General features: G+C 70.9%; 22 protein-coding genes. 5 read left to right on the forward strand and 17 right to left on the reverse strand.

Annotated elements, in window-relative coordinates; genetic code table 11:
* Positions 1–19: 19 nt before the first annotated feature.
* The 7 genes from IE325_RS30460 to IE325_RS30490 form a co-directional block, all read right to left on the reverse strand.
* Positions 20–913 (reverse strand): ABC transporter permease, encoded by an 894-nt coding sequence (locus IE325_RS30460; protein WP_190073310.1) that lies wholly within the window; start codon positions 911–913, stop codon positions 20–22.
* On the reverse strand, positions 910–1,824 hold the full coding sequence (locus IE325_RS30465; RefSeq protein WP_229912121.1) for an ABC transporter ATP-binding protein: 915 nt from the start codon (positions 1,822–1,824) through the stop codon (positions 910–912). The genes IE325_RS30460 and IE325_RS30465 overlap by 4 nt, the downstream gene beginning before the upstream one ends.
* A complete protein-coding gene (locus IE325_RS30470) occupies positions 1,821–2,165 on the reverse strand; it encodes a transcriptional regulator (protein WP_190073311.1) in 345 nt (114 codons plus the stop codon). Before IE325_RS30470 ends, IE325_RS30465 begins: the two co-directional genes overlap by 4 nt.
* Entirely contained in the window at positions 2,162–2,662 is a 501-nt protein-coding gene (locus IE325_RS30475) for a hypothetical protein (RefSeq protein WP_190073312.1), read from the reverse strand. Before IE325_RS30475 ends, IE325_RS30470 begins: the two co-directional genes overlap by 4 nt.
* A gap of 104 nt (positions 2,663–2,766) precedes the next feature.
* Entirely contained in the window at positions 2,767–4,287 is a 1,521-nt protein-coding gene (locus IE325_RS30480; RefSeq protein WP_190073313.1) for an SDR family NAD(P)-dependent oxidoreductase, read from the reverse strand.
* Between the two features lie 102 nt (positions 4,288–4,389).
* Positions 4,390–5,727, reverse strand: coding sequence for a wax ester/triacylglycerol synthase family O-acyltransferase (locus tag IE325_RS30485; protein ID WP_190073314.1), 1,338 nt, complete (start codon positions 5,725–5,727; stop codon positions 4,390–4,392).
* A 145-nt stretch (positions 5,728–5,872) separates the two neighbouring features.
* Complete coding sequence (locus IE325_RS30490; protein WP_190073315.1) at positions 5,873–8,497, reverse strand: PA14 domain-containing protein; 2,625 nt, start codon at positions 8,495–8,497, stop codon at positions 5,873–5,875.
* A gap of 239 nt (positions 8,498–8,736) precedes the next feature.
* Between IE325_RS30490 and IE325_RS30495 the strand changes: the two genes are divergently transcribed.
* Positions 8,737–9,408: a hypothetical protein gene (locus IE325_RS30495; protein ID WP_190073316.1), complete on the forward strand. Its 672-nt coding sequence runs from the start codon at positions 8,737–8,739 to the stop codon at positions 9,406–9,408.
* An 8-nt stretch (positions 9,409–9,416) separates the two neighbouring features.
* Here the strand turns inward: IE325_RS30495 and glgC are convergent, their stop codons facing one another.
* From glgC to IE325_RS30510, 3 genes are read right to left on the reverse strand one after another with little or no spacing between them, the layout of a single operon-like run.
* A complete protein-coding gene (gene glgC, locus IE325_RS30500; RefSeq protein ID WP_190073317.1) occupies positions 9,417–10,637 on the reverse strand; it encodes a glucose-1-phosphate adenylyltransferase in 1,221 nt (406 codons plus the stop codon).
* A gap of 51 nt (positions 10,638–10,688) precedes the next feature.
* Entirely contained in the window at positions 10,689–11,840 is a 1,152-nt protein-coding gene (glgA, locus tag IE325_RS30505) for a glycogen synthase (protein WP_190073318.1), read from the reverse strand.
* A 41-nt stretch (positions 11,841–11,881) separates the two neighbouring features.
* Positions 11,882–12,613: a (2Fe-2S)-binding protein gene (locus tag IE325_RS30510; protein ID WP_190073357.1), complete on the reverse strand. Its 732-nt coding sequence runs from the start codon at positions 12,611–12,613 to the stop codon at positions 11,882–11,884.
* A 210-nt stretch (positions 12,614–12,823) separates the two neighbouring features.
* Between IE325_RS30510 and IE325_RS30515 the strand changes: the two genes are divergently transcribed.
* Positions 12,824–13,930: a DMT family transporter gene (locus IE325_RS30515; RefSeq protein ID WP_190073319.1), complete on the forward strand. Its 1,107-nt coding sequence runs from the start codon at positions 12,824–12,826 to the stop codon at positions 13,928–13,930.
* Here IE325_RS30515 and IE325_RS30520 read toward each other — a convergent pair.
* Positions 13,920–15,068, reverse strand: coding sequence for a transglycosylase family protein (locus IE325_RS30520; RefSeq protein WP_190073320.1), 1,149 nt, complete (start codon positions 15,066–15,068; stop codon positions 13,920–13,922). The genes IE325_RS30515 and IE325_RS30520 overlap by 11 nt on opposite strands.
* Before the next feature lie 329 nt (positions 15,069–15,397).
* Between IE325_RS30520 and gnd the strand changes: the two genes are divergently transcribed.
* Positions 15,398–16,837, forward strand: a complete 1,440-nt coding sequence (gene gnd / locus IE325_RS30525; RefSeq protein ID WP_190073321.1) for an NADP-dependent phosphogluconate dehydrogenase — start codon at positions 15,398–15,400, stop codon at positions 16,835–16,837.
* A 62-nt stretch (positions 16,838–16,899) separates the two neighbouring features.
* Here the strand turns inward: gnd and IE325_RS30530 are convergent, their stop codons facing one another.
* The gene (locus tag IE325_RS30530; RefSeq protein WP_190073322.1) at positions 16,900–17,349 is read right to left on the reverse strand and encodes a hypothetical protein; all 450 of its coding nucleotides are present in this window, start codon (positions 17,347–17,349) and stop codon (positions 16,900–16,902) included.
* A gap of 75 nt (positions 17,350–17,424) precedes the next feature.
* Positions 17,425–17,898 carry a hypothetical protein gene (locus tag IE325_RS30535; protein WP_190073323.1) on the reverse strand — a complete coding sequence of 158 codons (474 nt, stop codon included), beginning with the start codon at positions 17,896–17,898 and terminating at the stop codon, positions 17,425–17,427.
* Between the two features lie 86 nt (positions 17,899–17,984).
* On the opposite strand from IE325_RS30535, the gene IE325_RS30540 reads away from it, so the two are divergent.
* Positions 17,985–18,962 (forward strand): NAD(P)-dependent alcohol dehydrogenase, encoded by a 978-nt coding sequence (locus IE325_RS30540; RefSeq protein ID WP_190073324.1) that lies wholly within the window; start codon positions 17,985–17,987, stop codon positions 18,960–18,962.
* A 17-nt stretch (positions 18,963–18,979) separates the two neighbouring features.
* Here the strand turns inward: IE325_RS30540 and IE325_RS30545 are convergent, their stop codons facing one another.
* From IE325_RS30545 to panD, 3 genes are all read right to left on the reverse strand, one after another.
* Entirely contained in the window at positions 18,980–19,438 is a 459-nt protein-coding gene (locus IE325_RS30545; protein WP_190073325.1) for an SRPBCC family protein, read from the reverse strand.
* Positions 19,439–20,023: 585 nt separating this feature from the next.
* Positions 20,024–20,368 (reverse strand): GNAT family N-acetyltransferase, encoded by a 345-nt coding sequence (locus IE325_RS30550; RefSeq protein ID WP_190073326.1) that lies wholly within the window; start codon positions 20,366–20,368, stop codon positions 20,024–20,026.
* Positions 20,369–20,432: 64 nt separating this feature from the next.
* A complete protein-coding gene (gene panD, locus IE325_RS30555) occupies positions 20,433–20,855 on the reverse strand; it encodes an aspartate 1-decarboxylase (protein ID WP_190073327.1) in 423 nt (140 codons plus the stop codon).
* 277 nt (positions 20,856–21,132) lie between these two features.
* Here panD and IE325_RS30560 point away from each other — a divergent pair, with 277 nt between their 5' ends.
* Positions 21,133–21,351 (forward strand): glycoside hydrolase domain-containing protein, encoded by a 219-nt coding sequence (locus tag IE325_RS30560; RefSeq protein WP_190073328.1) that lies wholly within the window; start codon positions 21,133–21,135, stop codon positions 21,349–21,351.
* A 6-nt stretch (positions 21,352–21,357) separates the two neighbouring features.
* Here the strand turns inward: IE325_RS30560 and IE325_RS30565 are convergent, their stop codons facing one another.
* Positions 21,358–23,424, reverse strand: a complete 2,067-nt coding sequence (locus tag IE325_RS30565; protein WP_190073329.1) for an iron ABC transporter permease — start codon at positions 23,422–23,424, stop codon at positions 21,358–21,360.
* Positions 23,425–23,428: the final 4 nt, after the last annotated feature.

Below are 23,428 nucleotides of genomic sequence, written 5' to 3' on the forward strand. Positions count from 1 at the left end.
GGCACTCCCAGCGGAGCGCCTACGCGGCCAGCGCCCCGCTCTGTTCCGCCTTGCGGTGGCGTGCGCTCATGCGCGAGCCGGACTCGCGGCGGGCGGCGCGGCGCAGCAGGGGTATGGCGAGGAGGAAGCCGAGCACCGCCCAGGCGGTCAGGACCAGGGCGACCTTGGGCAGCTCCCAGGAGCCCGCCACCTCGGCGGCGCGTGCGGCGTCCGGCAGCAGTGCCGAGCGCAGGCCCTGGGCCATCCACTTGAGCGGGAACACCGCGGCCACCTGCTGGACGGCGACGGGCAGCGCGGTGATCGGGAACACCGCCCCCGAGGTCACCAGCAGGGCCATGGTGGGCAGCATGATCAGCGCCAGCGCCTCGCGCGGGTTGGGCAGCACGGCGCCTATGGCCGCACCCAGCGGTACGACGGCGAGCAGCCCGAGCGTGGTGACCCACAGCAGCGTCAGCCAGCCGCCCGGTCCGCGCGGCAGCGGGCCGTCGACCAGCAGCGCTGTCGCCCCCAGCAGCAGGGCGAGTGTGCCGGCCGCCATGGCGACCACCAGCAGGCACTTGGCGACGAGGTAGGCGGTGATCCCGCCGGGTGTGGCGCGCATGCGCAGCAGGACGCCCTCCTCCCGCTCGGTCACGAGCAGCTGCGGGAGGTTGATCAGCCCGATCTGGAACAGCAGATAGGCGGCGAAGCCGGCGATCACCAGATGGGCCATGGGGGTTGGGGTGCCGGGCACATCGCCGCTGACGTATGCGGCGATCACCAGCGCGACGACCACGTTGGTCAGATGGCCGAACATCTCCTTGGGGTTGCGCAGGAGGTGCCGCAGCTCGATGCCGCCGCGCTGGAGGCCGGCCCGCAGGCGTCGGCGGGCGAGGACGCTCTCCGTCCCGTCGGTCAGGTGTGTTTCCCTCATGCGGCCTGCGCCTCCCCGTTCGCGGTCTCGTCCGTGCCGGCGTCCGTGTCGCCGTCCTCCCGGTGCACCATGTGCAGATAGGTGTCCTCCAGCGTGGGGCGGCGGACCTCCAGGTCGGCGATCGGGCCGTGGGCGTCGCGGTGGAGTTCCCAGACCAGCCGTGAGGCGTCGGCGGTGCGTTCGCGGCGGGGTGTGCCGTCGGCGGCCGTCCAGCGGACCTCGGCCTGCGCGGCGGCCTGGCGGGCCAGTTCCGAGGGGGCGCCGCAGGCCCGGATACGACCGCTGACCAGCATGGCGATCTGATCGGCGAGCCGCTCGGCCTCGGCCAGGTCATGGGTGGTGAGCAGGACGGTGACGCCCTCGTCGCGGGCCAGCCTCTCGACCAGGACATGGAACTCGTGCCGTGCCTCCGGGTCGAAGCCGGTGGTCGGCTCGTCCAGGAAGAGCAGCTCGGGGCGGCCGACGATGCCGAGCGCGACGTCCAGGCGTCGGCGCTGGCCCCCGGAGAGCCGGTCCACCTGCTGGTCGGCCTGGGCGGTGAGGCCGACCACGTCCAGCAGTTCGGCGGGGTCGCGCGGGTCGGGATAGTACGTCGCGAAGTGCCTCAGCAACTCGGCGACCCGCCAGCGGCGATGGTCCCGCCAGGACTGCAGGACGAGTCCGGTGCGGGCGCGCCAGGCGTCGTCGCCGCGCTCCGGGTCCACACCGAGGACGTCGACCTGGCCGCCGGAGCGCCGCCTGAAGCCCTCCAGGATCTCGACGGTGGTGGTCTTGCCCGCGCCGTTGGGCCCGAGCAGGGCGAAGATCTCACCGCGGTGGATCTCCAGGTCGACACCGCGCAGGACGTCGACATCGCCGTAGGCCATGGTCAGATCGCGTACCTGGATCACGGGCTGCGCGAGGGTCGTCATCGGCCCGCCTCCGCGCGGGGCTGCTTCCGCGCCGCCCCGGTCGCGGGACCGGCGCTGTCGACGATCGCCCGGAGTGCCGCGACATGGCCCTCGAAGGCGGTGCGACCGCGGTCCGTAAGCCGCACCTTGGTGCGCCGGTTGCGGCCGCCGCCCTCCTTCTGGATCTCCAGGTATTCGGCTTCCTGGAGGGTGTGGAGTTGCTTGGAGAGGGCGGAGTCGCTGAGCGAGAGGCTGTCGCGGATGAACGCGAAGTCCGCCCACTCGGTGGCCGCGAGCAGCGCGACCACCGACAGCCGGGTCGAGGGATGGATCAGCTCGTCGAAGCCGGCCGGGGTGCTCATCGGTCGGCCTCCTCGGTGGGCTCGCCGCTGCCGCGCACCGAGTCGATCGCCCAACGGTTCGCCGGACCGAGGGAGAGCAGGTACACGGCCACCGCTGCCGTGGCCTGGATCAGGCCCGCATATATCGGCTCCAGCGGCTCCGTCAGGCGGCTGGCCAGTACGACCGTCCCGCCGACCAGCACGCCCCCCGCGGCGAACGCGAGCAGCGTGCGGCCGGTGAAGCGGGAGCGGTGCAGTTGCATCCGGTTCCTGCGGCCGCTCCAGACGATCAGCGCGCCCAACAGGCCGGCATACGCGCCGACGGACAGCAGGAGGCCCCACAGAGGCAGGTCCAGGCCCACGCCGGCCAGGAACAGCCACATGAGTGCGGCCGTGCCGTAGGTCATGCCGCGACTGCCGGATGCCGCGCGCTCGTACTCGTCGTACACCCGCTCCTGCGGCACGCGGATGCGTTGCAGATCTTGCCAGGCCTGTTCGGCATCCACCGGTGTGCTCACGCCATCGCCTTCCCCGAGGAGTTCACTTTCCCAATAGGAAAGTTACCCCCGACTTTCCTGGCTGGCAAGTCGGGATGCGATGTCTTTTTGTGGATGCCGGACGGCTACCACTTGCCCGGCGCGTAGTCCTTCAGGAAGACCCCGTACACGTCCTCCCCCGCCTCGCCCCGCACGATCGGGTCGTAGACGCGGGCCGCACCGTCCACCAGGTCGAGCGGGGCGTGGAAGCCGGCCTCGGCGAGGCGCAGCTTGTCGTAGTGGGGGCGCTCATCGGTGATCCAGCCGGTGTCGACCGAGGTCATCAGGATCCCGTCGGCCTGGAACATCTCCTGGGCGCTGGTGCGCGTGACCATGTTCATCGCGGCCTTGGCGGCGTTGGTGTTCGGATGGCCCGCGCCCTTGTAGCCGCGCCCGAAGACGCCTTCCATCGCGGAGACGTTCACGACGTACGCACGTCCGCTCGCCGCCTTCTTCGCGGCGTCGGCCATCGCCGGGCGCAGCGCGCTGATCAGGATGAAAGGCGAGGTGTAGTTGCAGAGCTGGGTCTCCAGGAGCTCCACCGGGGAGATCTGGTCGATGGTCTGCACCCAGGTATTGGAGTCGACCACGTCGGGGACCAGCCCGCCCGCGTCGATGGCGGTGCCGTCCAGGTGCCGTTCGACGCTGGCGTTGCCCGCGACCAGGGCGAGGTCGGCGACCTTCTGGGCGTCGAGGCCGCTGGTGCCGAGCGGCAGTGCCGCGAGGCCGTCGACGGCACCGGAGTTGAAGGCGCCGATGACATGGTGGGCGGGCAGCTCACCGGCGGGCAGCGGGGCGCTCTCGCCGTCGACCAGGGCGGCGTAGGCGGACGGCAGCCGGCGTACGGTCTGCGTCGCGTTGTTCACGAGCACGTCCAGCGGGCCCGCCTCGGCGACCTGTTCGGCGAGGGCCACGGCCTGGGCGGGGTCGCGCAGGTCGATGCCGACGACCTCCAGGCGGTGCATCCAGTCGGCGGAGTCGTCCATGGCCTTGAAGCGGCGGATGGCGTCCTTCGGGAAGCGCGTGGTGATCGTGGTGTGCGCGCCGTCCCGCAGCAGTCGCAGCGCGATGTACATGCCGATCTTGGCGCGGCCGCCGGTGAGCAGGGCGCGCTTGCCGGTGAGGTCGGCGCGGGCGTCGCGCTTGGCGCGGTTCAGGGCGGCGCAGTCGGGACAGAGCTGGTGGTAGAAGTAGTCGACCTCCACATACCGGGCCTTGCAGGTGTAGCAGGAGCGCGGGCGCTGGAGTATCCCCGCGATCCTGCCCTCCTCGGTGTTCGACGACGGCAGCAGACCCTCGGTCTCGTCGTCGATGCGCTGGGCCGAGCCGGTCGCCGTGGCCTCCGTGACCGCCTTGTCGTGGGCGGTCTTGGCGGCCCGGCGCTCCTGGCGGCGGCGCTGCTTGACGGTCCGGTAGACACCGGCGGTGGCCCGGCGCACCGCGATGGCGTCCGGGTGGTCGACCTCGATCTTGTCGAGTTCCTCGAGCACACTGAGGCAGACGGCGAGCCGCTCGGGGTCGATGCCGGGGCCGTACACGATCTCGTCACCGGGCTCGTGCACGACGTCCGCCGTGGTCGCCGTCGCGCCGTCCTCTGTCACCGTCATCGCCGCTGCCGTTCCCTGATCACCCGCGGCGCTCCGGTCGCGCCCGCTTTCGAACAGGGAATTCTACGGAGCGCCGGGCTCCTCCTCCAAAACCCGGCGAGGTCAAGGAGCGCAGGCGGTGATGAGCGTCTCCACCTCCTCGGACACGGCCCTGGCGAGCACATCGAGATCCGGTACGGCCTTGGCGTCGGCGACGAGTCCGTAGTGGACGTGTCCGCGGTACGTCGAGATCGCGATCGCAAGGGACTGGCCGCGGGCCAGCGGGGCGAACGGATACACCTCGGTGACGGCGTGGCCGCCGAGCTTCAGGGGGATGCCGGGCAGGGGCACGCTGGTGACGAGGATGTCGAACCAGAGCCGGGCGGCGCCGCCGACCAGCGGTCCGCCGAGCCGGTGGCCGAGTGCCGGGACGTGGTCGGCGAGCAGGGCGACGGCGCCGGCGCCCCGGTTGGGGCCCGCGTCCTTGTTGCGGTCCATGGCGGTGCGCACCGTGGCGAGGCGGCGCAGCGGCTCGGGATCGTCGACCGGGAGCCGTATCAAGTAACCGGAGAGCCGGTTGCCCTGTGGGTGCGCGGTGCGCGGGCGGCGTTTGGAGACGGGGATCAGGGCGCGCGGCGCGACGCCCTCGCTGCCGTCGCCGCGCTCGTCGAGCCAGCGGCGCAGGGCGCCGGCGACGACCGCGATGAGGACGTCGTTGACGGTGCCGCCGACGGCCTTGCGGATCACGTGCACGTCATCGATGTCGAGGACGACTCCGGCGGTACGGCGGGTGCCGCTCGGCTCGGCGGTGAGCGCGGCGGACGAGCGGATGCCGAGGGTGGACACGGCGACGGAGGCGCCGATGTCCAGGGCCCGGCCCGCGTCGGACAAGGCACCGCGCAGCAGTCCCGGCAGCCGGCGCACATCGGGCAGCCTGCTGCGCGCGGGCTCTTCGGGGCGGGGCTTGCGGGCCGGCAGGTCCATCGGGTCCAGGACGGCGGCGGCGAGCGTCAGCGCGCGCAGTCCGTCGGCGAGGGCGTGGTGGAACTTGAACAGCACGGCGAAGGACACGCCGTCCTCGCCCGGCAGCACATGTGCCTCCCATGGCGGCCGGCCGCGCTCCAGCGGGCGTTCCATGAGCAGGCCGGCGGCCGCCTGGAAGTCGGCGGTCGGGGCGTGCAGCCGGACGTGGTCGAGCGGGTCGAAGTGCGTGGCGGGCTCGCGGGTGGCGCCTCCGAAGGAGAACGGCTGGAGCAGTCCGCGCGGCTGCCATGCGTCCCGGATGCGCATGCGCAGGCCCGGCACGGCGGCGGCACGGGCGGCGAGCAGGTCGGCCGCATGGGCACCGGCGGTGGGCGAGTGCGCCGCAAAGACGCCGAGGGCGCCCAGATGCATGGGGTGTTCCGCGGACTCGATGTTCCAGAACGCCAGGTCGAGAGGTGCGAGCAGGTCAGAAGTCAATGGCTTGCCTCGCGTCGACGAAGGGTGGACCAGCAGTCAATCGCCCTCTGGCGATTACAGTCAAGTACGATCAAGCTACGCTCAGTTAACGGCAGATTAAGTCCCGCCCCTCGCGAAAGGGGCGGGACTCATGGTGCATATGAGGTCACTCCACCACGGGTAGCGGCACCGGGCATCCCGAGGGTGTCACCCGGGAGGCGTCACGGATCAGCGCCTCGTGTGCGGCCCTCAGCCGTGCCACGTCCGGTTTCAGCACCGCGCGGTCATAGGTCAGCAGCCCGTTCAGCTCACCTTCGACGTCCGTGATCTGGGTGTACACGGCGCCGTTGCTCCCCCGGCAGACCAGGGCGCGAACCTCGTCGAGCTTGGCCAGATAGTCGTCGGTGTAGGTCGCCGGGTCGACATCGACGTACGACTGCTGCACCGACCAGGCGTGTCCGGGTACCGCGAGGCCGAGGCCGCCGTACTCGCCGCTGACCAGCGCCCGTTCGCCGTCCGGGTGCGGTGGCAGGGCCGGGCTCGGATAGCCGTGCTCGTCCATGATGTCGCCGGCGCCGCCGTCGGCCCCGAGGTTCAGGCCTGACTGGTTGTTGACCAGCCGGGTGGGGTCCCAGGCCTTCGCCTGCTCGGCGACACGGCCGATGTCGTACTGCCCCCAGCCTTCATTGAACGTGACCCACATGATCACCGACGGGCTGCTGATGTGCTCGTCGATCATCTGCTTCATCTCGCGTTCGTACTGGGCTCGGGCCTCGGTGCTCGGATTCACCCCCGCGGTCATGGCGGGCATGTCCTGCCACACCAGCAGACCTAGCCGGTCGGCCCAGTAGAACCACCGGTCCGGCTCGACCTTGATGTGCTTGCGCACGGAATTGAAGCCGAGCCGTTTGTGCGCCTTCAGGTCGTACGCGAGGGCCTCGTCGGTCGGCGCGGTGTGCAGGCCGTCCGGCCAGAAGCCCTGGTCGAGGGTGGCCATCAGGAAGATCGGCTCGCCGTTGAGGACGGTGCGCGGGACACCGTTCACCTTCTCGACGGCGATGGAACGCATACCGAAGTAGCTGCCTACGCGATCGGACCCGACGGTCACCTTCAGGTCGTACAGGAAGGGGTCCTCCGGCGACCACAGGTGCGGATCGCGAAGGGTCAGCGTCAGCGGCCGGCCGGTGCGTCCGCTCGCGGTGGCGACCCTGCGCCGTCCCTCGTACGCCGTCGCGGTGACGGGTACGCCGTTGCGCACGCCCTGGGCCTCGACGGTCAGGGTGCCCGCGTCGACGTCGGGGACGAGCTTGAGGCCGTCCGCGTGATCGGGGGCGACCGGCTCCATCCACACCGTCTGCCAGATGCCGGACGACGGGGTGTACCAGATGCCGCTCGGATCCAGGCGCTGCTTGCCCATCGGCGGGTTCTCGCCGTTCGCCGCGTCGGTCGGGTCGTAGACACCGACGATCAGCTCCTGGGTGCGGCCGGGCTTCAGGGCGTCGGTGATGTCGGCGCCGAATTTGTCGTAGCCGCCGGTGTGCTCGGTGACCTTGGTGCCGTTGACGTAGACCTCGGACCGCCAGTCGACGCCTCCGAAGTTGAGCTTCAGCCGTTTGCCGGAGCCGATGTGCCAGTCGGCCGGGACCGTGAAGGTGCGGCGGTACCACATCCGGTCCTCATGGCGTTCGAGGCCGGAGAGCTGGGACTCGACCGGGTAGGGGACGAGGATCCGCTCGGCGAGGTCCTTGCCGACCGGGGGTCGCTCGCCCGCCTCGGCCGCCGCGAACTGCCAGCGCCCGTTGAGGTTGCGCCAGGCGTCCCGGGTCAGCTGGGGGCGCGGGTACTCCGGGTGGGCATTGCCGGGGCCCACCTCGTCGGCCCACTTGGTGCGCAGCTGGTGGGTGGAGCGGTTGGGGCCGCTGCTGAGGAAGCCATTGACAACGTTGCCTTCGGTGTCGGAGAGGCCGCCTTCACCGTCGTAACGTACGTCGGCCGAGCCGCGTGCCGTCCCGGTCTTGTTGCCTACGACGGGCTCCTTCAGGCCGACGAGGAGGGCCTTCGGGTCGGCCGGATCGACCTTGGCGGTGCCGAGCGGCCAGGTCGCTCCGCCGATCACCGCGTCGAGGTGGTCGGTGAAGGCGGCCGGGGGTGCGGCGAGGGCGCGGGCGAAGTCGAGCTTGAGGGTGCGGCCGTCGCCGAGGACCGTGGTGGCGATCGCCCCGTCGTAGTCGAAGCCGTCGGGGAGGCGGAACGCGGCCTGCGGGACGGGCTCCTTGCTGCCGCCGGGCTCGGTCCAGCGCAGATGGAGGTTGGAGCCGCCGTAGTGCTCGAAGTACTCGACCTTGATGTCGTAGGCGGTGCCGGCAGTCAACTGGACGGGCTCGGCGGTCTGTTCGCGGTCCCAGTCGTCGACCCAGTGGTCGATGGCGAGCTTTCCGTCGATCCAGAGGCGGAAGCCGTTGTCGCCGATGACCGAGAAGGTGTGGGCGCCCGTCTTCTCCGGCACGATCTTTCCGGTCCAGCGGACGCTGACGTCGTCGGAGCGGCCGGTGGTGAAGGCCAGGCGCGGCTCCAGGTTGTCGAAGTCGAGGGCGGGGTCGAAGGCGGTCGCCTTGAGCTCATGGAAGTCGAAGGCGCCGGGGGCGGACTGGGTGTAGTACTCGCCCTTCAGGCCGTGGATCGGAACGGGGTCGTCCGCTGCGGCCGGGGCGGGGGTCGCGGTGAGGCACGCGAGGCCGAGGACACCGACGAGGAGGAGCACGAGTCTGTTTCTGAGGCGTTTTGTGCGCATTGAGCCTCCATAACAACGTTGTCATGAACAGTACTTGGCATAACAGCACGGATTCCGTCACCCGTCCAGGTACATGCCAATCCACGACTGGCCTCCATTGCCATCAACTCGCGCCATGCAAAAGTCATTTGACGGTTCATCAATTCAGGAATCAAGTACAACTTTACGATTTCTTGGTGTAGCTCGGCCGTCCGTTACGTGAGCCTCGTGAGCACCCCCCACCACGAGAGGCAACACCCATGACGAGGAATCGCGCATTGCGGTACGGCGGACGCACCCTGGTTCTGGCGGCGACGGCGTTCGGGACGATCGCCACGGCCGTGCCCGCTGTGGCCGACGACCAGCCCACCGCGGAACAGATCGTGGCCGACTGCGCCTCGGGCGAAGGCAAGTGCAGCTTCAACTCCCCCGAGATCGGCGAGGCCTACCTCGGTGAGCCCCGTCAGGTCTCGGAGCTGCTCTTCAACTGCACCGCCTCGGCCGCCTCCCAGTCCATGTCATGGGCCGACACCGTGGGCTCCTCCCACTCGGTGGGCGGCTCGGTCACCGTCGGCGGCGGCATCGAGGGGATCGTCACCGCCAGTGTGACCGCGACGTACAACTACACCTGGCAGAGCTCCCACACGGAGACGAGCACCTTCACCGTGAACGTCCAGCCCGGCGAGGTGGGCTGGATCTCCCGTGCCCAGGTGATGCAGCGGATCACCGGCACCTGGCAGACCCACTACGACGACCCCAAGTGGGGCCACTACTACTGGTTCGTGCCCGACGTCATCACCGGCCCCGCCCCGAACGGCACCGACGGCAAGCACAGCGCCGTCGTGGTCAAGTCCCGCAAGATGACGGCCGACGAGAAGAAGCTCTGCTCCACCGGCGCCACCCGGGGCGAGGTCTTCACCCGCGGCGGCTGACCCCGCCGCTAGGAGACCTGCTGGCCCTTCCCCAGCGCGATCACCCCGCCCTTGGACACGGTGTAGAGATCGGCGTCCCGCTCCGGATTGACGCCGATCGTCGCGCCCGGGGGTACGTCCACGTTCTTGTCGAGCACGGCGCCCCGGACCACCGCGCCCCGCCCGATGTGCACGTTGTCGTGCAGCACCGACCCCTGCACCACCGCCCCCGGGTCGACCACCACGCCCGGCGAGAGCACGGAGCGCGTGACCTGGCCGCGGATCAGACAGCCGGCGCTGATGATGGACTCACCGGCGATGCCGCCCGCGTTGAAGCGGGCCGGGGACAGCTGGTTGGAGTGGGTGTAGATGGGCCAGCTGCGGTTGTAGAGATTGAAGGCGGGGCGCTCGGCGATCAGGTCCATATGGGCGTCGTAGTAGGCGTCCATGGTGCCGACGTCCCGCCAGTAGCCCCGGTCGCGGTTGGTCTCGCCGGGGACGTGGTTGGCGCTGAAGTCGTAGAGCTGGGCCTCGCCGCGGTCGGTGAGCTGGGGCAGGATCGAACCGCCCATGTCGTGCACGGACCGGTCGTCCTCGGCGTCCCGCTGGAGCGCCTCGATGAGGGCCTTGGTGGTGAAGATGTAGTTGCCCATCGACGCGAAGATGGTCTCCGGGTCGTCCGGGAGTCCGGGCGGGTCGGCGGGCTTCTCCAGGAAGCGGTCCACCGTCTGGCCGTCCGAGCCGGTGCTGATCACGCCGAACGACGACGACTCGACCCTCGGTACCCGGATGCCCGCCACCGTCACACCGGCGCCGCTGTCGATGTGCTGGGCCAGCATCTGGCGCGGGTCCATGCGGTACACGTGGTCGGCGCCGAACACCGCGACGTACTCGGGGCGTTCGTCGTAGATCAGGTTCAGGGACTGCAGGATGGCGTCCGCGCTGCCCAGGTACCAGCGCGGGCCGAGGCGCTGCTGGGCCGGGACCGGGGTGACGTAGTTGCCGAGCAGGCTGGACATCCGCCAGGTCGTGGTGATGTGCCGGTCCAGGGAGTGCGACTTGTACTGCGTGAGGACGCAGATGCGCAGGATGTCGGCGTTGACGAGGTTGGAGAGGACGAAGTCGACCAGGCGATACGTTCCTCCGAAGGTGACCGCTGGCTTCGCGCGGTCCGCGGTCAGGGGCATCAGGCGTTTGCCTTCTCCGCCCGCCAATACGATTCCGAGCACCGAAGGTCCGCCACGACGCATGGCCGCTCCCCTCACCGTGGTTGATCCCAGCCTGCCCCTGTGCAGCGCGCGCTAAGCCTGTTTGAGGATCTCCCGGTAGAGCCGCGCCGTCCGCCGCGCCACCGCGTCCCAGCCGAACTCCCCCACCGCGCGCTCCCGTCCGGCCTCGCCCATCCGGCGGGCGGTCTCCGGGTCGCCGATCACCTGGTCCAGGGCCCGCGCGAGACCCGCCTCGAAGTCGTCGTCCAGCGGCACGAGCAGCCCCGTCTTGCCGTCCTCGACGACCTCGGGGATGCCCCCGACCTGCGAGGCCACCACGGGAGTGCCGCAGGCCATCGCCTCCAGGTTGACGATGCCGAGGGGTTCGTACACCGAGGGGCAGACGAACACGGCGGCGTGGGCGAGGAGTTGGATCACCTCGGGGCGCGGCAGCATCTGCGGGATCCAGTGCACACCCTCACGGACCCGGCTCAGCTCCTGGTAGAGATCGCGGAATTCCTGGTCGATCTCGGGGGTGTCGGGGGCGCCGGCGCACAGCACGACCTGGGCGGCCGGGTCGATGTGCCGTATCGCGCGCAGCAGATGGGGCACGCCCTTCTGGCGGGTGATGCGGCCGACGAAGAGCACATAGGGGCGGCCGGCGTCCAGGCCGAAGCGGGTGAGGACGTCGGTGCGGCGGTCGGGCCGGTAGAGGGTGGTGTCGATGCCGTTGTGCACCACGTGGACCCGGCTCGGGTCGAGTGCCGGATAGCAGCCGAGGATGTCCTCGCGCATGGCGCCGGAGACGGCGATCACCGCGTCGGCGGACTCGATCGCGGTGCGCTCGGCCCAGCTGGACAGGGCGTATCCGCCGCCGAGTTGCTCGGCCTTCCAGGGGCGCAGCGGCTCCAGGGAGTGGGCGGTCATCACATGCGGGATGCCGTACTGGAGCTTGCCGAGGTGGCCGGCGAGGTTGGCGTACCAGGTGTGGGAGTGGACCAGTTCGCGGCCTTCGAGACCCGCCGCCATCGCGAGGTCCACGGAGAAGGTGCGCAGCGCGTCATTGGCGGTGTCCAGGGCCGACCAGGGACGGTGACGCTGTACGCCCACCCCGCGGCCCTCGCCCCAGCAGTGCACCTCCAGGTCGACGAGATCCCTCAACTCCCGGGCGAGGAACTCGACATGGACACCCGCGCCGCCGTACACATCCGGCGGGTACTCCCGGGTCAGCAGTCCCACTCGCACCCGGAACCCCCTGTTCTCAGCGGCTGGTTGCCCTTTCATGGTCACCCAGATGGGGCGCGTGGGGAAGAGCGCGGGGCTCGTGTGAAGCAACAGTCACCGCAGACGCCGCCGCCCGGCACCCGGTAGTAGAGGCAGCAGCTGCGGCGCCGGAAGGCGGCGTGTGTGAACGTGCCGGTGCCGGCGAGCGGAGGGCGGGTGAAGAGCTCGGCGGTGAGGGCGCGGGCGGTGACTTCCGTACGGCCTTGGGTGCGCGCCCACTGGTCGAGTTGCCGGGCGGCTCCCGCGAGGGCGGAGCCCGCGTTGCCCCGGAGCAGTCCGGGGGCGATGCGGTAGCGGGCGCTCAGGGCGGCGTTGAGGGGTTCGAGGTGCCCGTGCAGGACGAGGTCCGCGACGGTCGCCGGATCCGCGGGCCGGGGGCGTACCTCGGCGAGCCGGAGGTCGTCGGGGGCGCTGCCGTCGGGGTCCCAGTGCAGCAGGGCCGGGTCGAGGTCCGGGACCTGGTCGTACAGGGCGGCGCAGCCGAGCATCACCGACCACAGGCGGGCGGCGAGCCCCTGCTGGGCGATGGAGGCGGCGATGCGTGCCTCGGGGGCGTGCAGGGCGTCCGCGACCTTCCGGACCCGGAACGCCAGTGGATCCCCCTGCCCGTACGCCTGCGCCAGGGTCGGCAGTGGCCGAAGAGGCACCTCTGCGGTGCGTAGTACGAAGAAGCCGCCGAGCGGCCGGAGCAGGGCGAGATCGGGGTCGAGGTCCACGAAGAGCAGTAGTAGCAGGGCCTGTCGGGGTTCTCACCTGGGGGTGTCCGTCCGGGGTCACCCGCCTTGGGGATGACTTGACCGTCGTCGTACTCCATCGGCAGTACGACACAGTGCGTGCTCTGGTACGACGACGGGAAGAGGATTTCGGGGCATCGTGTTGATTATGAAAGCCGACCGTTCGCCGCGCCGGGGTCACCGTCCCCGCCTCACGCAGAGGAGCAGCTCATGAGCGCCCTCGCGTTGTCCGTGCTTCTGTCGCTCGTCTCCGCGGTGGCCTACGCCGGCGGGGCGATCGTGCAGGAGCGTGTCGCGGTGTCCTCGCCGGGGCAGCAGTTCGCGCCGATGCGTCGGCCGGGCTGGTGGGCGGCGGTGGCGCTGAACGGCCTCGGCGGTCTGCTGCACGTGGTGGCGCTGGCTTTCGGTCCGCTGAGCCTGGTACAGCCGCTGGGTGCCCTGACGATCGTGTTCGCGCTGCCGATGGCGGCGCTCTTCGTGGGCCGCAAGGCCGGGTCGACGGCCTGGCGCGGCGCCATCATGGCGACCGTGGGTCTCGCCGGGCTGCTGTCGCTGGTCGGCAGTTCGGAGTCGCAGTCCCTGGAGACCGCCGAGCGGGCGGCCGTGGCGCTGGTGACCGGCGGGATCGTGGTGACGCTGATGGTGGCGGGCCGGGCGGCCCACCGGCATCCGGCGGTGCGCAGCATGCTGCTGGCGACCGGGTCCGGCATAGCCTTCGGGATGTCCTCGGTGTTCACCAAGATCGTGGCGGTGGACTGGAACGGCGGGGTGTCGCTCGCCGATGTGCCCGCGCTGGCCACGATAGGCGTCTTCGCCACAGCCGGGCTGCTGCTGTCCCAGGCCGCCTACCGGGGCGCGGGACTCGCGGCACCGCTGGCCACGCTGACCGTCGTGAACCCGGTGGTGGCGGCCGCGGTCGGCATCACGATGTTCGGCGAAACCTTCCGCTACGGCACCACCGGCACCGTGCTGGCGCTGGGCTGCGGCGTGGTGGCAGCGGGTGGCCTGATCCTGCTGACGACCGAGCGGATCGCACGCACGGAGGCGGTACCGGTCGAGGAGACGCCGGTGCCCGCCGCGGAGCTGCTCGACGGGCTCCCGGAGCAGGCCGGGCAGGGGCGGCGCGAGGACATCGTCGTACCGGACGGCATCGAGGGGATCCTCATCCCCGCCCCGGTCGCGCAGGGGCCGTACGAGGAGGCCGAGCAGCCGCTTCCCGAGCGACCCGTCGCCCCGAACCTCTACGGCCCCTTCTACGGCGGTCCGTACGTCCCGATGCCGGCCCTCGACCGGCACCGGATGCGCGTCAAATCCTGACGCCGCCAGCCCGGAGGTAGGCCACCGGGTCGATGTCGGCGCCGAAACCGGGCCCCGTCCGCACCTCGAAGTGCAGATGAGGGCCCGTGCTGTTGCCCGTGGACCCGGACCGGCCGATGCGCTGCCCGGCACCCACCGACTGCCCGTCCCTCACGGAGATCGCCGAGAGATGGGCGTACTGGGTGTAGCGGCCGTCGGCGTGCCGGATCACCACCTCGTAGCCGAAGGAGCCCTCCCACCCGGCGCTCACGACCTGCCCGGCCCCGACGGACTTCACGGAGGTGCCGGTCGGGACGGCGAAGTCGACGCCGGTGTGGTAGCCCTTCGACCACAGGGCACCGGCCTTGCGGTACGGCGTGCCGGTGTCCGCGCTGACCGGGGCGACCATCGAGCGGCTGCTCGTGGTGGCCTTCTCCGCCCGGTCGGCGGAGGTCTTCTCGGGAGTCGGTGCGGTCTTCGTGGCGGCGGTCTTGCCGCTCAGCGCGAGCCGCTGGCCCGGCAGGATCAGGTCGGGGTCGGCGCCGATGGCCTTGCGGTTCGCGGTGTAGAGGCCCCGCCAACCGCCCTTGACCTTCTCCGACTCGGCGATCTCCGAGAGTGTGTCGCCGTGGACCACCGTGTACATCTCGGCCTTGCCGGCCCGGGACTGGGGCGTGGTGTGCGCCTGGACGTCCTGGACGGAGGTCTTGGGCGTTGTCTTCGGGGTCTTCTTCGGGGTTTTCCCGGTCGTGCCGGCCGGCTGGATGTCGGGCGTGTCCCCGCCCCGGGTCAGCCCGGCCCGCACCGAGCACACCGGCCAGGCACCGGGCCCCTGCCCGTCCAGCACCTTCTCGGCGACGGCTATCTGCTGGTCCTTGGTGGCCAGATCCGCGCGCGGCGCGTACCGCGAGCCGCCGTACGCCTCCCATGTCGACTGGGTGAACTGCAGTCCGCCGTAGAAACCGTTGCCGGTGTTGACGTCCCACCTGTTGGTCGACTCGCACGCGGCGACCTTGTTCCAGGTGTCCACGTCGGCCGCGTGCGCGACACCGGTGCTGATGAGGGGGAGCGCCATTCCGGCGCCGCCCGCGGTGACGGTGAGTGAGGCGCGGTTGATCCTGTTCGGCTGGTACCGGCGGTGCCGGCCGCGTACGGCCATGAAGGAGCCCCCCATTGACATGCGTCAGGAGGGGCAAAAGTAAGGGCTGCGAACAGGCCATGACAAGACAGCAAATCAGCCGCTCGTTCACGCCAAGTGGCGCGGAAAGGGCGCACGTTGGGCGTGCTTTGTCCGATACCCGGGACGGCTGAGTGCGCCGGGGCGTTTCGCGCGTATGTGCCTGCGACATCACGCCACCCCGGATGTGCGGGCGGAGTAGCAGCACGTCAGGATGGACGATGGGGAAGACTGGCGGGGAAAACCGGCGGGCAGGACCGGCGCCGCCGCTATATCACCGCTGCTATATCGAGGTCACTAGGAGCCAACGCATGAGCACTTCGGCGCAGATCGGCGTCACCGGTCTCGCGGTCATGGGCCGCAACCTCGCCCGGAACTTCGCCCGCAACGGCTACACGGTCGCGGTGCACAACCGGACGCCCACGCGGACGCGGACGCTGGTGGAGGAGTTCGGGAGCGAGGGCGAGTTCATCGCGGCCGAGACCGCCAAGGAGTTCGTCGCGGCGCTGGAGCGGCCGCGGCGGCTGGTCATCATGGTGAAGGCCGGTGACCCGACCGACGCGGTGATCCAGGAGTTCGCGCCGCTCCTCGAGCCCGGCGACATGATCATCGACGGTGGCAACGCGCACTTCGCCGACACCCGGCGCCGCGAGCGTGACCTGCGCGAGCAGGGCATCCACTTCGTGGGCATGGGCGTCTCGGGCGGCGAGGAGGGCGCGCTGCACGGGCCGAGCATCATGCCGGGCGGCCCGAAGGAGTCGTACGACTCGCTAGGCCCGATGCTGGAGAAGATCTCCGCGAAGGCGAAGGACGGCGCGCCCTGTGTGACCCATGTCGGCCCGGATGGTGCCGGGCACTTCGTGAAGATGGTGCACAACGGCATCGAGTACGCCGACATGCAGCTCATCGGTGAGGCGTACCAGCTGCTGCGGGATGTCGCCGGGTACTCCCCCGCGCAGATCGCGGAGATCTTCCGGACCTGGAACCAGGGCCGGCTGGACTCCTACCTGATCGAGATCACCGCCGAGGTGCTGTCGCACGTGGACGAGGCGACGGGCAAGCCGTTCGTGGACGTCGTGGTCGACCAGGCCGAGCAGAAGGGCACGGGCCGCTGGACCGTGCAGATCGCCCTCGACCTGGGTGTGCCGGTCTCCGGTATCGCGGAGGCGGTCTTCGCGCGCTCCCTGTCCGGGCACGCGGCGCTGCGGGACGCTTCGCAGGGCCTGGCGGGACCGAAGGCGACGCCGCTGAGCGAGTCCGAGGCGGCGGCCTTCGCCGACCGGGTCGAGCAGGCGCTGTACGCGTCCAAGATCGTGTCGTACACGCAGGGCTTCCACGAGATCGACGCGGCGCGCGGCGAGTACGACTGGGACATCGACCTGGGCGCGGTCTCCGCGATCTGGCGCGGTGGCTGCATCATCCGCGCGGCGTTCCTGGACCGCATCCGCGCCGCGTACGACGCCCGCGCCGATCTGCCGAGCCTGCTGTCGGACGAGACGTTCGCACAGGAGATCGCGGCCGCGCAGGACGACTGGCGCGAGGTGCTGGTCGCGGCGACGCGGCAGGGTGTGCCGACGCCGGGGTTCGCCGCGGCGCTGGCGTACTACGACGCGCTGCGTGCGGAGCGGCTGCCCGCGGCGCTCACGCAGGGGCAGCGGGACTTCTTCGGGGCGCACACGTATCGGCGGGTGGACCGGGAGGGGTCGTTCCACACGCTGTGGGGCGGGGACCGGTCCGAGGTGTCCGCCTAGCCGGATGGGGCGCTGCGGTGGGCGGCGATTTCAACGCCGCCCACCCGGCCTCGCCGGCTCCGTCAGCCGGCGTACACCCTGCCCTCCTTCACCACGTAGTGCGTCGGCTCGGAGCAGCCGATCGACGGGGTGATGAGGAGGCTCACGGTCAGCGGTGCGGGCTCCGTGCTCGCCGTGTCGAACTCACAGACCGCGCCCTTGCCCGTGAGCGGGTACCAGAACCAGCCATCGACGTCGCCCACGGTGACCCGGTCGGACTCCTTCCAGCTGCCGTCGGTCTGTGTGTAGACCTGCAGCCGGACGGAGGCGGCATACTCGTCCTCCGGTGACCGGAGTGCGGTGAGCGTGATCTTGTAGTCGCTGCCGAGGACGGACGAGGCGATCTGCTGCTTCTGCGGTGCCGCGGTGGTGGCGTTGGAGGTGCCGGCACCCGCGGCGCCGAGAGCGGCGGCCATCAGGAGGGTGGCGGACGCGAGGGCGGCGCGGGTGCGGTGCTTGCTGGTCAGGCTCATGTGGTCCCCCGTTGAACCGAATTGTGCCGAACGGTCTGTTTGGTTCGTACGGTGGTAGAGACCAGTCAACCGGCCTCAGGGTTGTATGCCGGGCCGTTGAGCCTGCGCGTGGTCCATGGTCGTGCCGTCGGGGTTGCGTCCGAAGGCGGCCTCCAGGACGGCGGGGACGTCGGCCTCGGGCACCGCGGCGCGTACCTGCGCCAGGGCATGGGGAAAGTCGTCGTCATCGATGACGCCCAGGTACTCCTGGCGCAAGTGGTGGATGACGTCGACGAGTTCGGGCCGCAACCGCATCCAGGCGCGGGCGGTGCGGATCTCCTCCGTGACCTGGTCCATGAACCAGCGCATGACCTCGTACGGGATGTCGCAGGACCGGCCGAGGGGGTTGACGCACACGGCGGGCTCGCGGGCGGGGTCCTCGTCCGGGACGATCGCGGTCAGTACGTTCCGCTGCTCGGCGACGAGGTCCAGTTCCAGATACCAGGCGTCGTCGGGTACGGAGTACATCGCGGTGATCGCGTAGTCGCCGTCGGGGTGCGGGAGGGGCATGGCCGCATGCTGTCACCCCTGTCCGCCGGGATCCTGTCATTTTCCGGCTGCTGTGAAGCGGGGGGCGTTGTCGCTACGGTTCGGACATGAAGGCTGCGGTGCACGACCGGTACGGGCCGCCCGAGGTGGTCCGGATCGCCGAGGTGGACAGGCCCTCGGTCGGGGAGCTGGACGTTCTGGTGCGGGTGCATGCGACCACGGTCAATCGGACCGACTGTGCTTACCGGGCCGCGAGGCCCTTCTTCATGCGTGCGCTCACCGGCCTCACCCGGCCTCGGCGTGCCGTGCTCGGGACCGAGTACGCGGGGGTGGTGGAAGCGGTCGGCGGCCGGGTCACGTCCTTCGCCGTGGGCGACCGTGTCTTCGGCTACAACGAGGGCGCGTTCGGTACCCACGCCGAGTATCTGACGGTTCCCCAGGGTGGCGCTGTCGCGCCCATGCCGGACGGTACGACGTTCGAGGAGGCCGCACCCGGCACCGAGGGGGCGCACTACGCGCTGGCGTTCCTGCGGACCGCCGGAGTGCGCGCCGGGCAGGACGTCCTGGTGTACGGCGCGACCGGGGCCATCGGCTCGGCGGCGGTGCAGCTGCTGAAGCACCAGGGGGTCACCGTGACCGCGGTGTGCGACACGGACCGCCTGGAGCTGGTCAAGGGCCTGGGCGCGGATCGGGGCGTCGACTACACGGCGCGGGACTTCACCAGGGACGAGCAGCGCTACGACGCGGTGATCGACGCGGTCGGCAAGAGCACGTTCGGCCGGTGCAGGCGCCTGCTCAAGCCCGGCGGCGTGTATCTGTCGTCGGAGCTGGGCCCCTACGGGCAGAACGTCCTCCTGCCGCTCGTCACACCTCTGTTCCGCGGCAGAAGGGTGAAGTTCCCCTTTCCGCGGGAGAACCAGGAGATGGTGCGTCACATCGGGGACCTGATGGGGGCCGGGGCGTTCAGGCCCGTCATCGACCGGCGCTATCCGCTGGAGCGGATCGTCGACGCCTATCGGTACGTCGAGACCGGCCGGAAGACCGGCAGCGTCGTCATCACCGTCGTACCGCCGGACGACGTCTGAGGTCCGTGCCGGACACCTCAGCGCGGAGCGATCGCCGTCTCGGCCGCCGCCTTGATCCGGGCGCCGAAGGCGTCGGCGTCCTTGCGGGCGGCGGTGAGCGCCAGGCCGACGAGGAGCTTGCCGAGGCCGTGGCCCTCCAGGACGTTGAAGATATGGACCCGGGTCCTGCCGTCGCCCAGCGGTTCCAGGTCGTAGCCTCCCTCACGGGCCGTCACGATGTTCTTCGACACCTCGGCCCACCGCAGCTTCGAGGGCGCTTGGAGGTCGGTGATGCGGAACTCCCTGCCGGTCTTCATCCCGGCGTCCTTGACGGTGCTGCGGAAGACCGTGCCCACGGCGGTGGGAGCGTCGGGGACGCGCTCGATCCCGAGTACGCGCGGGCTGAACTGCGGATCGTTGCGCCCGTCGGCGAGATAGTCGAACACCGCCTCGACGGGTCGGTCGACTTCCACCGTCGCCTCGAACTGACCTGACATGAGCACTCCTCAATCGTCCGAGCCGCAGTGTCCCTGTGGCTCCTTCGTACGCATGCGAGGACCGCGCCGCCCGTCGTGTCAGGGCGGCACCGCGACTTTATGGCGCTGTCGGGCATCTCGCGAGACGGCGGAGGAATTCTCACTCTCCGTACATGTCGGCACTGATCCACATAAGTGGGGCTCAGGTGAGCGGCGGGCCGGGTTCAGGGTTCGGCACCGGCTCCGGTCCCGGCGGGATCGGGGACGGGGAGGGTTCCGGTGGCGGGCCGGGGGGTGACGGCGGGGGCGGTGTCGGGCCCGGGGTGGGCGGGGGTCCCGGGGGCGGTCCGGGAACGGGGGGCGGCTCCGGAGCGGGCGGTGGCTCGGGAGCAGGTGGCTCCGGGGCGGGTGGTGGCTCCGGGGGCGGTGGCTGCGGGCCTGGTGTCGGGCCCGGATGGACCGGGTCCGGGTACGGGTTCGTCATGGCGTCCTCCAGCCAGTCCGTGGCGTCGGCTCTGGACTACTCCCCCACGTACCCGGCGCTCGCGCCACCAGTCACCCGGCCGCGTCGATACGGGCGGCCGAGTGGGCATGCCGAAGGTCTCGTCAGAAGCGCTCGGGGTGCCGGCGCAGCCAGTCCTTCGCCGCCTCCAGGAGTGCCGGGTCGGCCGCCGGGGCCTCGTCGGGGTGGCGTTCGGCCCATTTCACGACGTACGGGCACAGCGGCGCGACGACGATTCCCTCGCGCGCCGCCATGCCGTACAGCTCGCGTGCCAGGGAGCCCGCGATGCCCTTCCCCTCGTGGGCCGGTTCCACGATGGTGTGGACGGGGACGAGGGCGCGCGCCGGGGATTCGAGGACGAAGTACTCGATGCGGCCGGTGACTTCGTCGCCCTTGAGGGCCTCCAGGCGGCCCGCCGCCCGGTCGTCGCGGATCTCGATGTCGCTCATGGCACGCTCCTGGTCCGTCTCGGCGTTGGCTCTGGGGCCGTCCTGGCGTTGACGATGACTGGGGTCAGGCCACCGGCACGGCCTGCGGACTGCGCTCCTGGTCCGAGCCCGGCACCGGCTCGGACGGGTCGGCACCCAGGGCCACGATCCGGTTGGCACCGTCCACATGCACGACCCGCGGCTCGAACTCCCGCGCCTCGGCGTCGGTCAGCTGAGCGTAGCTGATGATGATCACGAGGTCGCCGGGGTGGACGAGATGGGCCGCGGCCCCGTTGATCCCGATGACCCCCGAGCCGCGCTCACCCTCGATGACGTAGGTCTCCAGGCGAGCGCCGTTGGCGATGTCGACGATATGGACGAGCTCGCCGGGCAGCAGATCGGCGGCGTCGAGCAGGTCCGCGTCGATGGTCACCGATCCCACATAGTGCAGGTCGGCCTGGGTGACCGTGGCGCGGTGGATCTTGGACTTGAACATGGTACGCATCATCGAGACACTCCTGGACCTAGGCTCCCTGCCTGCGTTCTTGCAGGTCAAGGGCTGTTCCCGCGCCCTACGGCGGGCGGGTGTCCGCCGCATGCGGGCGGCACCAGACTACGCAACGGGCCTCGAAGGCGTTCGTGACCATCGCCACAGCGGGACGGACCGATTCCCGACAGCCGTCAGCCCGGCCACTGTTCACCCCGCCGTCGCTCCCCTTCCGGCCGACCGCCCCCTAGCCTTGCGCGCGGCCCTGGAGACCTCCCGGGCCCTTGTTCCGTCATCGGTGTTCCCGACCGCCGTGATCGACCGGCCGGGCAGCAGGGACGTCGTGATCACAGCTCCGGAGGCCGACGACACACACATGTACGTCGACGCCGTACGCCTCGACGGGTGTGCGCTCCGACAGTCCTGGCTGACGCTCTCCGGTGGCAGGCTCGACTTCCGGCTCACGGAGCAGCCGGACACCGAGCGGGCGACGGACCCCGGCACGCTGCCCCAGTAAAGGGACCTACCGTCGGCTGCGCACCAGCAGATGGAGGAAGTACGGCGTTCCGATCACCGCCGTCATCAGGCCGGCGCCGAGCTGGGCCGGGGCGATCACCGTCCGGCCCAGCAGGTCCGCGGTGCCGACGAGTGCGGCGCCGAGGAGTACGGAGACCGGGACGACGCGGACGTGCTGTCGGCCCACCAGGGCCCTGGCCGCGTGCGGTGCCACCAGGCCGACGAAGCCGATCGTGCCCGCGGCGGCGACGGCGGTGGCGCTCAGCAGGACGCTCAGGACGAGGAAGCCGAGGCGGGCGGGTGGGAGGCGGAGGCCCAGGAGTCTCGGGGTGTCCTCGTCGAGTGACACGAGGTCCAACTCCGTACGGCGCACCATGGCCACGGTCACGCCCACGGCCAGTACGACGGCGAGCGGTACGACGTCGGGCAGGGTCCGCCCGTAGGTGGAGCCGGACAGCCAGGTGAGGGCCTTGACCGCGTTGAACGGGTCGGTGAGGACGATCAGCAGGCTGATCAGTGCCGTCGTGCCGGTGGCGACTCCGATGCCGACGAGGACGAGCCTGTTCTGCCGGAACCCGCCCCGCGCGGCCAGTCCGAAGACGATGAGCGAGCTGATCGAGGCGCCCACGAACGCCGCGCCGGCCATGCCCCACGATCCGGCCAGGGGCACGGTCGTCACCAGGAACACCGCGCCCAGCGCGGCCCCGCCCGAGACACCGAGGACGCCGGGCTCGGCGAGCGGATTGCGGGTCACGGCCTGGACGAGCGTCCCGGCCAGGGCTAGGGCGGCGCCCGCGAGGAGTGCGGCGAGGACGCGGGGCACCCGGGTGTCGAGGACGAAGGAGACGGTACGGCCGGCCCGGCCCTGCGCCCAGTTGACGACATCGCCCAGCAGCACCTTGCTGTCGCCGAGCAGCACGCCGGCGATCGTCACGCCGATCAGCAGCGCGACCAGTACGGCCGTGGTGGTGAGGAACACGGCCCGGCTTCTGATGCGGAGGCGTTCGGGGGCGGTGGCCGCCTCCGTGTCCTTCAGGCGGGTGGCCATGACGATCAGGAACACGGCGCCGACGAGGCTGGTGACGACGCCCGTCGGTACGGAGACCGCGAGGTCGGCCGGTACGAGTACCCGCAGCAGTACGTCCGAGCCGAGCACCAGCGCGGCACCGGTCAGGCCGGTGACGGGCAGGCTCGTGCGGGATCGGGCGAAGGGGCGGAATCTGCGGGCGAGGGCGCGCACGAGGGCGGGGGCGCACAGGCCGACGAAGCCGATCGGTCCGGCGAGGGTGACGGCCGCCGCGGAGAGCAGCGAGGCGAGCACGACCGCCGTGATGCGCGTGGCGCGGACCGGGACGCCGAGGCCGCGGGCGGCGTCGTCGCCGAGGGCCAGGGCGTCGACCCTGCGTGCGACCAGGAGCAGCCCCAGCAGTCCGGCGAGGCCGATGGGCGCCATCTGGAGCACGCCGTCGAAGCCGCTCTGGGAGATGCTGCCCTGGTTCCACTGGTAGAGGCCGTGGGTCTCCTCGGGGAAGAGCAGGAGCAGCCCCTGGGTGACGGCGGTCAGACCGAGGGCGAGGGCGCTGCCGGCGAGCACCAGCCGGACGGTGCCGGTGCCCAGTCCTGACAGGCCGAGCACTACGGCCGCCGAGGCGAGGCTTCCGAGGAACGCGATGCCGGAGGACGCGAGCAGCGGCAGGGAGACGCCGGTGACGGCGACCAGGCCGAGGGCCAGGTAGGAGCCCGCGTTCACCGCGAGGGTGTCGGGCGAGGCGAGGACGTTGCGGCTGACCGACTGCAGGGCGGCGCCCGCCGTCGCGAGCATGGCGCCGACCAGGAGCCCGGCGGTCAGTCTGGGCAGCCGGGAGGCGATGACGACGGAGGCGTCGGACGGATCGGCCCGGCCGGTGATTGCCTTGCCCACCTCACCGGCGCCGACCGCGGCCGTGCCCTGCGTGAGGTCGACGAGCGCGAGGGCGGCGAGGAGCAGGAGCAGTGCGGCCGTCACCGCGGCCGCGCCCGCCCGGGACGTGGTCGCCGGCGGGCGGATGTCGGGGGTTGTCGCGGTGACGGCCATGGGG

This window comes from Streptomyces lanatus, from assembly GCF_014655715.1.
Taxonomy (GTDB): Bacteria; Actinomycetota; Actinomycetes; order Streptomycetales; family Streptomycetaceae; genus Streptomyces; species Streptomyces lanatus.